We start from the raw sequence: 12,720 nt of genomic DNA, 5'->3' as shown, positions 1-12,720 counted from the left end.
CGCGCTGGACGGGCGGTACGCCGAGAGCCTCGCCCGGGTGGGCGAGTCCTTCGAGAAGGCGCTCGACCCGCTGTCGCGGATGGTCGCCCCGCAGATGGCCTCCCTCCATCTGTGCATCGCCGCCTCCGCCCTGGCCCGGGTCGCCGACGGCGCCCGCGCGGACGAGGCGGCCCGGCTCCTCGGGGCCGCCGACCGCGAACTGCCCCCGGCGCACGTGGCGAGCACGATGGAGCGGGAGATCCGCGAGGAGGCGGAGCGGCGGGCGCGGGCCGCGCTCACGGACGAGGCGTACGAAGCGGCGTACGCGCAGGGCGGCGACCTCGCGCTCGACGAGGTCACCGCCCTGGTGCACCGCATGGCCCAAGAGGACCGCTGATCGGCTCCGTACGACCGGTGTGATCAGTTCTTCGTGCGGAACTTGTGGATGGCGATCGGCGCCATCACCAGCGTGAGCACGACCGACCAGCCGACCGTCACCCACAGGTCGTGCGCGACCGGGCCGCCGATCATCAGGCCGCGCGCGGCGTCGGCGAGCGAGGAGAGCGGGTTGTAGTCGGTGAAGCCCTGCAGCCAGCCGGGCATCGACTGCGTCGGCGCGAAGATCGACGAACCGAACTGCAGCGGCATCAGGACCAGGAAGCCCATCGCCTGCACGGACTGGGCGCTCTTCATCGCGACGCCGAGGACCAGGAAGATCCACATGATCGACGTGCCGAACAGCGCGGCGAGGCCCACGGAGGCGAACAGGCCGCCCCAGTTCGTGATGTCGAAGCCCACCAGGACACCGACGATCATCATGATCGTCGTCGCGATGAGCAGCCGCATCAGCTCCACCACGATCTTGGCGAAGAGGACCGAGCCCTGGCCGATCGGCAGGGTCCGGAAGCGGTCCATGATGCCGTTCTGGAAGTCCTGGTTGAAGCCGGTGCCGACGGCCATGGCGATGTTCATGCTCATCATCGCCATCATGCCGGGGACCACGTACTGCACGTACTGGTCCTGACCGCCGCCGAGCGCCTGGCCGATCGAGCCGCCGAAGACGTACACGAACAGCAGCGTGAAGACGATCGGCATCAGGATCGCGTCGAACATCGACTCCGGGTCCTGGCGGATCCACAGCAGATTGCGGCGGACCAGGGCGCCGGTGTGGCGCACGTGGGCGCGCAGACCGATGCGGGCGTCGGCCTCTCCCTTGGTCAGGGGAGGCGGTGTGAGAGTGGCGGCGCTCATACGGCGACCTCCTCGAGCTCGGGGCGGGCGTCCTGCGGAGCGCTTGCCTTCTGGCCGGTGATGGAGAGGAACACCTCGTCCAGGCTGGGCAGTTCGGTGGCGATCGAGCCGATCGTGATGCCGCGGGCGGTGATCGCGCCGACGACGGCGGTCAGCTGCTCGTCGCTGAGGATGGGGACCAGGACCGTGCCGGACTCGACGTCCGGGGTGGCGGTCGCGAGGCCGGTCAGGCCCAGGTCGTCCAGGGCGTTCGCCAGCGGGCGCAGCTCCAGCGGGTCGGCCGGGCGCACGCGCAGGGTGCGGCCGCCGACCTTCGCCTTCAGCTCGTCGATGCCGCCGTTGGCGATGACCTTGCCGCGGTCGATGACCGTCAGCTCGGAGGCCAGCTGCTCGGCCTCCTCCATGTACTGGGTGGTGAGCAGCACGGTCACGCCGTCGCCGACCATGCGCTGGACCTCGCTCCAGACCTCGTTGCGGGTGCGGGGGTCGAGGCCGGTCGTCGGCTCGTCCAGGTAGAGGACGGCCGGGCTGCCGATCATCGAGGCCGCGAGGTCGAGGCGGCGGCGCATGCCGCCGGAGTAGGTGCTGGCGGGGCGCTTGGCGGCCTCGGTGAGGGAGAAGCGCTCCAGCAGGCCGTCGGCCCGGGCCCTGGCCTCCTTGCGGGACAGGTCGAGGAGCCGGCCGATCATGTACAGGTTCTCGCGGCCGGACAGCTTCTCGTCCACCGACGCGTACTGGCCGGTGAGGCCTATCACGCGCCGGAGCTGACGGGGCTGGCGGATCGCGTCGTACCCGGCGACGAAGGCGGAGCCCGCGTCCGGGGTGACCAGCGTGGAGAGGCAGCGTACGAGGGTCGTCTTCCCGGCGCCGTTCGGCCCGAGCACGCCGAGGACCGTGCCCTCGCGCACGTCGAGGTCCACGCCGTCCAGTGCCTTGGTCTCGCCGTAGTGCTTGACCAGTCCCCTCACGGTGACGGCGCTTCCGGCGCCGCCGGGGGTCATGTCGATTCGCGTCATGCCCTCAAGCTCCCAGACCCCACCGACAAACCACCGACATCCCGCTGACAGCGAGAACCGGCCTTTGTCGGCGGGACACCGGCCCCCGCCCCGGGAAAGGGCGTGGGCAAGGGCGGGTGGGTGGGGAGAAGCCCGCGCAGCCGGCCCGCGCCGACCACACGGCGCGGGCCCGGGAGGAACCGACGGACGCCCCCGGCGAGAGAAGGGCAGCCCGCCGGTGGGGGAGTCCGACGGGCTGCCGTGGTGCCGTGATGGTCCGGTACCGCCTAGTGCACCGCGTGCTCCGCCGCGGGGAACGCGCCGCCCACCACGTCGTCCGCGAACGCCTTCGCCGCGTCGGACATGACGCCCCGCAGATCCGCGTACTGCTTGACGAAGCGCGGCATCTTGCCGCCGGTCAGGCCGAGCATGTCCGTCCAGACGAGGACCTGCGCGTCGCACTCGGCGCCCGCCCCGATCCCGACGGTCGGAATGTGCAGGGAGCGGGTGACCTCGGCGGCCAGCTCCGCCGGGACCAGCTCCAGGACGACCGCGAACGCGCCCGCGTCCTGCGCCGCCTTGGCGTCCCGGATCAGCCGGTGCGCCGCCTCCTCGCCGCGGCCCTGCACGCGATAGCCCATGGTGTTCACGGACTGCGGGGTCAGGCCCAGGTGGGACATGACGGGGATGCCGGACTGGACCAGCAGCTCCGTCTGGGGGAGGGAGCGCTCGCCGCCCTCCAGCTTCACGGCGCCCACGCCCGCCTCCTTGACCAGGCGGGTCGCCGAGCGCAGCGCCTGGACGGCGCCCTCCTGGTACGAGCCGAAGGGCAGGTCGGCGACGACCAGGGCGCGGCTCGTGCCGCGTACGACCGCCGCGGAGAGCATGGTGATCTCGTCGAGGGTGACGGGCACGGTCGTCTCGTACCCGAGGTGGCAATTGCCCGCCGAGTCGCCGACGAGCATGACGGGAATGCCCGCCTCGTCGAAGACGGACGCGGTCATCGCGTCGTAGGCGGTGAGCATGGGCCACTTCTCGCCGCGCTCCTTGGCGGCGGTGATGTCGCGCACGGTGATGCGCCGGGTGCCCTTGCCGCCGTACAGCGCCTTGCTGCTGTCGGGGCTCTTCGGGGCGTCGGTGCTCTTGTGGGCAGCCGAGAGCTGCGTCATCGCAACGGCTCCTTCTGTCATCTCGAGGCGCCCTGACGGCGTCCCCGGATCACCTCCATGGTGGCATCACGTGCCCCGCCGGGGCTAGTGCGTCTCCCGGTCACACCGCGTGCCCGGCCCACGGCGCCGGTCGCGCCCGCGCCCCATACCCGCCTCGCCCCGCCCCGTTGGTCCGCGTTGGGTCTGGGATCGGTAAAGCCTTTCCAATACGAGACGGTCTCGTATCGAAATCGATCTAGGCTGGACGGCATGTCCATATCTGCCGCACCCACCCCGCCCCGCATACCGGAGGCCGTCCACCGGCGCCGCTGGGCGATCCTCGGGGTGCTGATGCTCAGCCTGCTGATCGTGGTGCTCGACAACTCGATCCTGAACGTCGCCATCAAGACGATCTCCACGCCCGAACCGACCGGCCTCGGCGCCACCCAGAGCGAGCTGGAGTGGGCGATCAACTCCTACACGCTCGTCTTCGCCGGCCTGCTCTTCACCGCGGGCCTGCTCGGCGACCGGCTCGGCCGCAAGAAGATCCTGCTCGCGGGCCTCGTCGTCTTCGGCCTCGGCTCGGCGCTCGCCGCCCAGTCGGGATCGCCCGTCGAACTCATCGCGTTCCGCGCGGTGATGGGCCTCGGCGCGGCCTTCGTGATGCCCGCCACCCTCGCCGTCCTGATGAACGTCTTCGAGCGCGAGGAGCAGCCGAAGGCCATCGGCATCTGGGCCGGCGGCGTCGGCCTCGCCATCGCCATCGGTCCCATCACCGGCGGCGTGCTGCTCGACCACTTCTGGTGGGGCTCGGTCTTCCTCATCAACGTACCGATCGTGATCATCGCGGTCGCGCTGATGGTCTGGCTGGTGCCCGACTCCCGTGACCCCAAGCCGGGCCGGATCGACCTCTTCGGCGTCCTGCTCTCCGTCGTCGGTCTCGTCCTGCTCGTCTACGGCATCATCAAGGGCGGCCAGCTCGCCGACTTCACCGACGCGGCCGTGCTCGGCACCATCGCCGCCGGTCTCGCGGTCCTCGCCGCCTTCGTGCTGTACGAGAAGCGCAGCGACCACCCCTCCATCGACATCACGTACTTCAAGAACCGCGTCTTCTCCGCGGCGATCTGCGCCATCGCGCTCGTCTTCTTCGCGCTGATGGGCGTGACCTTCTTCTCGGTCTTCTACACCCAGAGCGTGCGCGGCTACACGCCGCTGGAGACCGGCCTGCTGATGCTGCCGCTGGCCGTGGCCCAGCTGATCTTCGCGCCGCGCGCCCGCCTCGTCGTCGACCGCTTCGGCGTGCGGGCCGTGTGCACCGGCGGACTGCTCCTGGTGATGGCCACCCTGGCGGCCTTCACGATCTTCGACACCGATACGCCGATCTGGCTCCTGGAGGTCATCTTCTTCCTCATGGGCACCGGCATGGCGCACATCATGACGCCCACCAGCGTCGTGATCATGCAGGCCCTGCCGCGCGAGAAGGCCGGCTCCGCCTCCGCGCTCAGCAACACCTTCCGCCAGGTCGGCGGCGCCCTCGGCATCGCGGTGCTCGGCTCCGTGCTGTCCACGGCCTACCGCAGCGGCGTCGAGGACGAGCTGACCGTCCTGCCCGAAGGCGTGCGGCACACCGCGGGCGAGTCCATCGAGGCGACCATCGGCGTCGCCGAGAAGCTCGGCCCCAAGGGCGAGCCCCTGGTGACCGCCGCCAACGACTCCTTCCTGCACGCCATGCACGTCACCGCGCTGTGGGGCTCGGGCGTCGCGCTGATCGGCGCGGCGGTCGTCTTCCTGTTCCTGCCGGGACGTCCGCCCAAGGAGCAGAGCCCCGAGGGCCAGAGCCCCGAGACGGTGGGTGCCGCAGGGCGCTGAGCAGGCACTTCAGAGCGCTGAGGGAGAATCGGCCCGGCAGTCCGCGCGGAGAGAGGGAGACGACGTGAGCCACGAGGGCGTGCGTACCGACGACGGCGTCGGGATCGCGACCGGTGCGTCGACCGCGAGGGGCGGCCGGGGCAGACCCCGCAGCGAGGCCGTCGAGCAGGCGATCATCGAGGGCGTGGTGCGCCTCCTGGAGGAAGGCGTTCCGCTCGCCGAGCTGTCCATCGAGCGGATCGCCCGCACGGCGGGCGTCGGCAAGGCCACCATCTACCGCCGCTGGGACGGCAAGGAGGCCCTCTTCGTCGACGTCCTGCGCGTCTTCGAGGAGACCGACGCGGAACTGCCCGGCACCTCCATGCGCGACGACCTCGTCTGCCTCCTGGAGGGGCTGCGCCGGCGCGGTCTGAACATGCGCGCCTCGGCCCTGCTGCACAACGTCTTCGCGCAGATGAAGGCCCTGCCCAAGCTCTGGGAGGCATACCACTGCACCGTCGTCGAGCCCCGCCGCCGCACCACGTACGAGGTGCTGCGGCGGGGCGTCGCCAACGGCGAACTGCGCGCCGACGTCGACATCGAGACCGCCAACGACCTCTTCGTCGGGCCCATGCTGCTGCGCACGGTCATGCGGCCCGACGCCCCGCTCGACGACGATCTCGCGGCCCGCATCGTCGACACCGTGCTGGCCGGCCTGAAGCCGCCCGTCGACTGAGACCGGCGGGCCCGCGGCTCGGCGTTCGCGCTGGTCGCACGGGTGCGGTGGCCCGAAGCGGCCGCGCCGCGCCGGGTTGTGCGCATTTCGTCACAGAGGACGTTCACGGGCTCCGATCAGGAACCCCTCGCGCCGCACCGTTCGTCCCTGTGCCTGTACGGCCGTCGCGGACGGCGAAGACGCACCCGATCATCGCCTAGGGTTTCCCGAGGGCGGGACAGACGGTGTGCACGGCAGGCAGTGAGGCGACGACAGCATGGCGCAGGCGTATATGACGGAGACGGGCAGCGGCGGCTCGGGGCCCGAGCGCCCGGGGTCCCGGTTCCGGCGCCTGTTCCAGGGCTGGCGGGGCGATCCGGGTATCTGGCGGCGCGGCCTGGTCACGGCGGGCATCGCGCTCTTCATCGCGCTGGTGATGATCTTCCACGCGCAGATCCCGAACAACATCGGCAACCTCGGCAGCCTGACCGAGACGTTCCTGCCCTGGCTCGGCGTCTTCCTGCCGGTGCTGCTCGTCGTCGCCGTGCTGCGCAAGTCCGCGAGCGCGCTGATCGCCCTGCTCCTGCCGGTGATCGTCTGGATCAATTCGTTCGGCGGCCTGATCACCGACAAGTCGGGCACCGGCGGCGATCTGACCGTGGCCACGCACAACGTCAACGCGGACAACCCCGACCCGACCGGCACCGCCCGGGACGTCGCCTCGTCCGGCGCCGACGTGATCGCCCTGGAGGAGCTCACTTCCGATGCCGTGCCCACGTACGAGAAGGCCCTCGCCGGCCAGTACAAGTACCACTCGGTGCAGGGCACCGTCGGCCTGTGGAGCAAGTACCCGCTGAGCGACACCAAGCCCGTCGACATCAAGCTGGGCTGGATCCGCGCGATGCGCACGACGGTCGCCACGCCCAACGGCGAGGTCGCCGTCTACGTCGCGCACCTGCCGTCGGTGCGCGTGAAGCTCGACGCGGGCTTCACCGCCAACCAGCGCGACAACAGCGCCGACGCGCTCGGCGAGGCCATCGCCGACGAGAAGATCGGCAAGATCGTCCTCCTCGGCGACCTCAACGGCACGATGAACGACCGCGCCCTGAACGGCGTCACCTCCCAGCTGCGCTCCACGCAGGGCGCGGCGGGCAACGGCTTCGGCTTCAGCTGGCCCGCGTCGTTCCCGATGGCCCGCATCGACCAGATCATGGTCAAGGGCGTCGAGCCGGTCTCCTCCTGGACGCTGCCGGAGACGGGCAGCGACCATCTGCCGATCGCCGCGCGGGTCGACCTCTCCTCGTAGGCCGCCGTCGTCAGGGCTTTGTCGTGAGGGCCTCGTCGTGAGGCCCCCGCCGCCCCGTAAGGCGCCCGTCGTCCGCCTGTGACCTCGGGTCCTCCATCCCACGGAATACTCGGTCCGCCCGGCCTTGTTCGGCACGTAGAATTGCGGGTTCCGCTTCTCGCCGTTCCAGGCCGCCGCTGCCGCCGGCCGTCCGGCCCCCGCCGCCGCTCGCCCCCTTTCCGTGGAAGGTACTTCTCCATGCCCCTGGCCCTGGTTGCCCTCGCCGTGGGCGCCTTCGGCATCGGTACGACCGAGTTCGTGATGATGGGCCTGCTGCCCAACGTCGCCGACGACCTGCACATATCCATCCCCACCGCCGGACACCTGGTGTCCGCGTACGCGCTCGGTGTCGTCATCGGCGCCCCGCTGCTCGCCGCCGTCACCGCACGGCTGCCGCGCCGCCGCGTCCTCATCGGCCTGATGGCCCTGTTCGTCGCCGGCAACGCGCTCTCGGCGGCCGCCCCCGACCACCACTGGCTGCTCGCCGCCCGCTTCCTCAGCGGGCTGCCGCACGGCGCCTTCTTCGGCGTCGGCGCCGTCGTCGCCACCGGGCTCGTCGCGCCCGAGCGCAAGGCCCGCTCGGTCTCCCTGATGTTCCTCGGCCTGACCGTCGCCAACATCGTGGGCGTCCCGGTCGGCACCGCGATGGGCCAGCAGCTCGGCTGGCGCGCCACCTTCCTCGGCGTCAGCGCCATCGGCCTCGCCGCGATCGCCGCGCTCGCCCTCCTCGTCCCGGCCGACCACGGCCACGGCGACGCGGTCGGACTGCGCGGCGAACTGCGCGCGCTGCGCAGCGTCCCGGTGTGGCTGGCGCTCGGCACCACCGTCGCGGGCTTCGGCGCGCTGTTCTCGGCCTACAGCTACATCACGCCGATGCTGACGGACGCGGCGGGCTACGCCGAGTCCAGCGTCACGCTGCTCCTCGCGCTGTTCGGCGTCGGGGCGACCGCGGGCAACCTCCTGGGCGGGCGGCTCGCGGACCACTCCCTGCGGCGCACGCTCTTCGGCGGGCTCGCCGCCCTCGCGCTCGTCCTCGTGCTCTTCCCGCTGCTCATGGGCGCCGCGTGGAGCGCCGCGCTCGCGGTGGTGCTGCTCGGCACGGCGGCGTTCGTGACCGGGTCCCCGCTGCAGCTGATGGTCATGGAGAAGGCCTCGGCGGCCCCCTCGCTCGCCTCGTCCGCGAACCAGGCGGCGTTCAACCTCGCCAACGCGGGCGGCGCGTGGATCGGCGGCCTCGCCCTGGCGGCCGGCTTCGGCGTGACGTCGCCGGCGGTGGCGGGCGCGGGCCTCGCGGTGCTCGGCCTGCTGGTGGCGGCGCTGGCGTACGCGGTGGACGTGCGCCGGGCCCCGACGGCGTCCCCCGGGCGCCTGATCGCCTCCGGCGTCGCCCCGGACCGGGAGCCGTCGCACCACTGAGGCGAGGGCTCGACGGAAGGGAAAAGCCCCGCCCGGCGCGCTGGTCGGAGCGCTCCGAGCGGGGCTTTTCCCTGCCTCGGCCAGGCGGGCCGGCACACCTCAGCCGGAGGCGGACTCCCGCCAGCGGTTGGTGATCGGCAGGCGCCGGTCCTTGCCGAAGCCCTTCGCGGAGATCTTCGTGCCCGGCGGGTACTGCCGGCGCTTGTACTCCGCCGTATCCACCATCCGCAGCGTCTTCGTGACCAGCTCCCGCTCGAAGCCGGCCGCCACGATCGCGTCCGCGCCCTGGTCCCGGTCGACGTAGAGCTCCAGGATCCCGTCCAGGACGGGGTAGTCCGGCAGCGAGTCCGTGTCGACCTGGTCGGGCCGCAGCTCCGCGCTCGGCGGCTTGCTGATGGAGTTCTCCGGGATCGGCGGCGTCTGCCCCCGCTCCTGCGCCGCGCGGTTGCGCCACTTCGCGAGCCGGAAGATCGACGTCTTGTAGACGTCCTTGATCGGGCCGTACGCGCCGACGGAGTCGCCGTACAGCGTGGAGTACCCCACCGCCAGCTCGGACTTGTTGCCCGGCGTGAGGACGATGTGCCCCTCCTGGTTGGAGATCGCCATCAGCATCGTGCCGCGCAGCCGCGACTGGAGGTTCTCCTCGGCGAGACCCGTGAGCCCGAGCGAACCCATGTACGCGTCGAACATCGGGGCGATCGGCACCGTACGGAAGTTGAGCCCCGTGCGCCGCGCCAGCTCCTCCGCGTCGCCGATGGAGTGGTCGGAGGAGTAGCGGGACGGCATGGCCACCCCGTACACGTTCTGCGCGCCGAGCGCGTCGCAGGCGATGGCGGCGGTGATCGCCGAGTCGATGCCGCCGGAGAGCCCGATCAGGACGCTGCTGAAGCCGTTCTTCGCGGCGTACGCGCGCAGGCCCACGACCAGCGCCGAGTACACCTCCTCGTCGTCGTCGAGCCGCTCCGCGTACCCGCCGGTGAGCTCCGGCTCGTACGCGGGCAGGGGCTCCGCGGAGACCGTGAAGTGCTCGATGCGCAGGCCGTCGTCCACGGTGCCGGACGGCGGCACCGGCGCGGCGGCCGGCAGCTCCAGGTCGAGCACGACGCAGCCCTCGGCGAACTGCGGGGCGCGCGCGATGACTTCGCCGTCCTTGTCGACGACGATCGAGTCGCCGTCGAAGACCAGCTCGTCCTGTCCGCCGATCATCGCGAGGTAGGCGGTGGTGCAGCCGGCCTCCTGGGCGCGCTTGCGCACGAGGTCCAGGCGCTGGTCGTCCTTGTTCTGCTCGTACGGCGAGGCGTTGATGGAGAGCAGCAGGCCCGCCCCCGCGCTGCGGGTCGCCGGGACCCGGCCGCCGTCCTGCCAGAGGTCCTCGCAGATGGCGAGCGCGACGTCCACGCCGTGCACCCGCACGACCGGCAGGGTCTCGCCCGGCACGAAGTAGCGGAACTCGTCGAAGACGCCGTAGTTGGGCAGGTGGTGCTTGGAGAAGGTCAGGACGGCCTCGCCGCGGTGCAGCACGGCACCGGCGTTGCGCGGGGCGCCCGCGGGCTGGCCGAACTTCGGCTTGGCCTCCTCGGTGCGGTCGAGATAGCCGACGACGACCGGCAGCTCGCCGAAGCCCTCGTCCTGCAGCCGGACGGCGAGCGCGCGCAGCGCGGCCCGCGAGGCGTGGACGAAGGACGACCGCAGGGCGAGGTCCTCGACGGGATACCCGGTCAGCGCCATCTCGGGGAACGCGACGAGATGCGCCCCCTGCTCGGCGGAGTGCCGGGTCCAGCGGACGATCGCCTCGGCGTTCCCGGCGAGATCGCCGACGGTCGAGTCGATCTGATTCAGGGCGAGGCGTAGTTGAGGCACGCGGCCCAGTGTAATCGTCAAAGCGACGCGATGCCCTCCCGAAGGGGTGTGGGGCGCCCCACGTGGGGCGCCCCGTGGGGCCCGGGCCGCGTGCGCCGACGGCCCGGACCGGGGGCTACCTGCGGTAGCCGAGGATCGTCATCATGCCCGCCTCCGCGTGGTAGACGTTGTGACAGTGGATCATCCACAGGCCCGGGTTGTCCGCCTCGAAGTCCACCGTCAGCGTGCCGTTCGGCAGGATGATCGCGGTGTCCTTGCGGGGGCCGCCCGCCACGTTCGCCAGGGCGAAGGTGTGGCCGTGGAGGTGGAGGGGATGCCACATCGACGTCGAGTTGGTGAACGTCAGCCGGACCCGCTCGCCCGCGCGGACGGGGTGGCGCCGGTCGGGGGAGTAGGGCTTCTTGTCGAACGCCCAGTCGTACATGGCCATGCCGCCCGTCAGCCGGATCCCGAGCGTGCGGTCCGGCCTGCCCGTGGGCAGCGCCACCGAGTCGTCCGCCGTGAGCTTGTCCGCCGTCAGGAGACGGCCCTTCAGTTCCTTGGGGCGGGTGGCCGCGGTCGGCGCCGATCCGCCGCCCGTGCGCAGCACCGCGAGCGCCGACGCCTTCTTGCCCTCGGCCAGCGCCGTCAGCGGGAAGACGCCGTCCTTGGCGGTGACCAGCACGTCGTACCGCTCGCCCATGCCCAGGAGCAGGGCGTCCGTCCTCGCGTGCGCCACGGGGAAGCCGTCCGTGTGCGTCACCGTCATCTCGTGGCCGCCGAGCGCCACGCGGAAGGCGGTGTCGCCCCCGGCGTTGATGATGCGCAGGCGGATGCGGTCGCCGGGGCGGGCGCGGAACTGCGAGGGCTCCTTCGCCGTCCGGCCGTTGACCAGGTAGTGCGGGTAGGCCACGTCGCCCGCGTCGCCGCCGAGCAGGTCGCTCTTCGCGCCCATCATCATCCGGGAGGGGCCCGAGGGCTTCGGCGACGGCCCGGTCCGCGCCGCCGTGTGGGACATGTTCGCCATGTCGTGTCCGCCGCCGTGGTCCATGCCGCCCGAACCGCCGTGGTCCATGCCGCCGGAGCCGCCGTCGCCGTTCCCGCCCATGTCGTCGCCCATGTCGTGCCCGGCCATGCCCTTGCTCAGCTCCGCGAGGACGCCGTCCGGGGTCGAGCCGTCGACGCCGTCGACCCAGTCGTCGAGGACGACCACCCACTCCTTGTCGTACTTCAGGGGCTCCCTGGGGTCCTCGACGATCAGCGGCGCGTACAGCCCCCGGTCCTGCTGGGTGCCGGAGTGGGGGTGGAACCAGTACGTCCCCGGGTGCGGGACCGCGAAGCGGTAGGTGAAGTCCGCGCCGGGCCTGATGTTCTTCTGGGTGAGGCCGGGGACGCCGTCCATGTCGTTGCGCAGGGCGATGCCGTGCCAGTGGAGGGAGGTGGACTGCGGGAGGTGGTTGGCGAGGGTGAGGGACAGGGTGTCGCCCGCGGTGACGCGGACTTCCTTGCCGGGGAGCCGGTCGCCGTACGCCCACGTCTTCACCGTGGGGCCGCCGAGGTCGAGCCTCGTCTCCATCGCCATCAGCTTCACTTCGCGGACCCGGCCGCCCCGGGCGCGCTTCTTCTCGGCGGCCGCGACCTCCTTGCCCGCCGGGTCCACATAGTCCCCGGTGCCGGACGCGCCGCCCGCGCCGTGGCCGCCGTGCCCGCCGGAGTCCGAGGAGCACGCCGCCAGGACGCCCGTCCCGGCGACGGCGGCAGCGGCGCCGAGCAGGGCGCGGCGCGAGGGGGTGGACAGAGATTGTTGACGCATGACTGGGTGACACCTCGTCTGGTGGTGCGTGCAGAAGGGCGCATCTGCTGCTTCTGGTACACCGCTCGACGCCCGCGGGTTCCCAAAGGAACCGCACGAGTTCGGCGGGCAGCGCGGAGCAGCGGTGCGCGGACCTATATGCGCAGCACCGACAGACGGGAGAGCAGGGCTCTGGGCGGCGGCGGTTGGGGCCGCTGGACCAGCAGGAGCCGCTGAAGCGCGGGCGCGCGGACGAGCGTCCCGCCCGGCCGGAGCAGCCCGGCACGTACGAGCAGCGCGAGCGTGAAGGCGCCGAGCACCGCCAGGCACACGGACAGCGGATCCGTCGCCATGCCGCCGTGCGGCTCGGAGGAGGGGGCGGGGGCGGGCGC

General features: G+C 71.9%; 9 protein-coding genes and 2 pseudogenes. 5 read left to right on the top strand and 6 right to left on the bottom strand.

Annotation, left to right across the window (positions count from 1 at the left end; genetic code table 11):
• Positions 1 to 376: pseudogene (locus tag AOK22_RS35655) on the top strand (AfsR family transcriptional regulator); the annotation flags it as partial.
• A 23-nt stretch (positions 377 to 399) separates the two neighbouring features.
• Here the strand turns inward: AOK22_RS35655 and AOK22_RS35650 are convergent.
• The 3 genes from AOK22_RS35650 to panB all read right to left on the bottom strand — a co-directional run bounded on the left by AOK22_RS35650 (position 400) and on the right by panB (position 3,394).
• On the bottom strand, positions 400 to 1,230 hold the full coding sequence (locus AOK22_RS35650; RefSeq protein WP_055702841.1) for an ABC transporter permease: 831 nt from the start codon (positions 1,228 to 1,230) through the stop codon (positions 400 to 402).
• Positions 1,227 to 2,246 carry an ATP-binding cassette domain-containing protein gene (locus tag AOK22_RS35645; RefSeq protein ID WP_055702840.1) on the bottom strand — a complete coding sequence of 340 codons (1,020 nt, stop codon included), beginning with the start codon at positions 2,244 to 2,246 and terminating at the stop codon, positions 1,227 to 1,229. The genes AOK22_RS35650 and AOK22_RS35645 overlap by 4 nt, the downstream gene beginning before the upstream one ends.
• 266 nt (positions 2,247 to 2,512) lie before the next feature.
• Entirely contained in the window at positions 2,513 to 3,394 is an 882-nt protein-coding gene (gene panB / locus AOK22_RS35640; protein ID WP_055702839.1) for a 3-methyl-2-oxobutanoate hydroxymethyltransferase, read from the bottom strand.
• 249 nt (positions 3,395 to 3,643) lie between these two features.
• On the opposite strand from panB, the gene AOK22_RS35635 reads away from it, so the two are divergent.
• The 4 genes from AOK22_RS35635 to AOK22_RS35620 all read left to right on the top strand — a co-directional run bounded on the left by AOK22_RS35635 (position 3,644) and on the right by AOK22_RS35620 (position 8,697).
• A complete protein-coding gene (locus tag AOK22_RS35635) occupies positions 3,644 to 5,242 on the top strand; it encodes an MFS transporter (RefSeq protein WP_055702838.1) in 1,599 nt (532 codons plus the stop codon).
• A gap of 79 nt (positions 5,243 to 5,321) precedes the next feature.
• Positions 5,322 to 5,957, top strand: a complete 636-nt coding sequence (locus AOK22_RS35630; RefSeq protein ID WP_079037040.1) for a TetR/AcrR family transcriptional regulator — start codon at positions 5,322 to 5,324, stop codon at positions 5,955 to 5,957.
• A gap of 256 nt (positions 5,958 to 6,213) precedes the next feature.
• Entirely contained in the window at positions 6,214 to 7,242 is a 1,029-nt protein-coding gene (locus AOK22_RS35625; RefSeq protein WP_055702837.1) for an endonuclease/exonuclease/phosphatase family protein, read from the top strand.
• A gap of 237 nt (positions 7,243 to 7,479) precedes the next feature.
• The gene (locus AOK22_RS35620; RefSeq protein ID WP_055702836.1) at positions 7,480 to 8,697 is read left to right on the top strand and encodes an MFS transporter; all 1,218 of its coding nucleotides are present in this window, start codon (positions 7,480 to 7,482) and stop codon (positions 8,695 to 8,697) included.
• A gap of 99 nt (positions 8,698 to 8,796) precedes the next feature.
• Here the strand turns inward: AOK22_RS35620 and AOK22_RS35615 are convergent, their stop codons facing one another.
• The 3 genes and pseudogenes from AOK22_RS35615 to AOK22_RS35605 all read right to left on the bottom strand — a co-directional run.
• A complete protein-coding gene (locus AOK22_RS35615; RefSeq protein WP_055702835.1) occupies positions 8,797 to 10,557 on the bottom strand; it encodes an NAD+ synthase in 1,761 nt (586 codons plus the stop codon).
• Between the two features lie 115 nt (positions 10,558 to 10,672).
• Positions 10,673 to 12,349: a multicopper oxidase family protein gene (locus AOK22_RS35610; RefSeq protein WP_055702834.1), complete on the bottom strand. Its 1,677-nt coding sequence runs from the start codon at positions 12,347 to 12,349 to the stop codon at positions 10,673 to 10,675.
• A gap of 134 nt (positions 12,350 to 12,483) precedes the next feature.
• A pseudogene (locus AOK22_RS35605) lies at positions 12,484 to 12,720 on the bottom strand (hypothetical protein); the annotation flags it as partial.

Source organism: Streptomyces silaceus (assembly GCF_001419745.1).
In the GTDB taxonomy this organism is placed as follows: Bacteria; Actinomycetota; Actinomycetes; order Streptomycetales; family Streptomycetaceae; genus Streptomyces; species Streptomyces silaceus.
This window is presented reverse-complemented; position numbering and strand designations above follow the sequence as displayed.

Excerpts from the sequence above, each read along its gene's own strand:
- AOK22_RS35650 (WP_055702841.1), bottom strand. The coding sequence starts at position 1,230 with ATGAGCGCCGCCACTCTCACACCGCCTCCCCTGACCAAGGGAGAGGCC.
- AOK22_RS35645 (WP_055702840.1), bottom strand. The coding sequence starts at position 2,246 with ATGACGCGAATCGACATGACCCCCGGCGGCGCCGGAAGCGCCGTCACC.
- panB (WP_055702839.1), bottom strand. The coding sequence starts at position 3,394 with ATGACGCAGCTCTCGGCTGCCCACAAGAGCACCGACGCCCCGAAGAGC.
- AOK22_RS35635 (WP_055702838.1), top strand. The coding sequence starts at position 3,644 with ATGTCCATATCTGCCGCACCCACCCCGCCCCGCATACCGGAGGCCGTC.
- AOK22_RS35625 (WP_055702837.1), top strand. The coding sequence starts at position 6,214 with ATGGCGCAGGCGTATATGACGGAGACGGGCAGCGGCGGCTCGGGGCCC.
- AOK22_RS35620 (WP_055702836.1), top strand. The coding sequence starts at position 7,480 with ATGCCCCTGGCCCTGGTTGCCCTCGCCGTGGGCGCCTTCGGCATCGGT.
- AOK22_RS35610 (WP_055702834.1), bottom strand. The coding sequence starts at position 12,349 with ATGCGTCAACAATCTCTGTCCACCCCCTCGCGCCGCGCCCTGCTCGGC.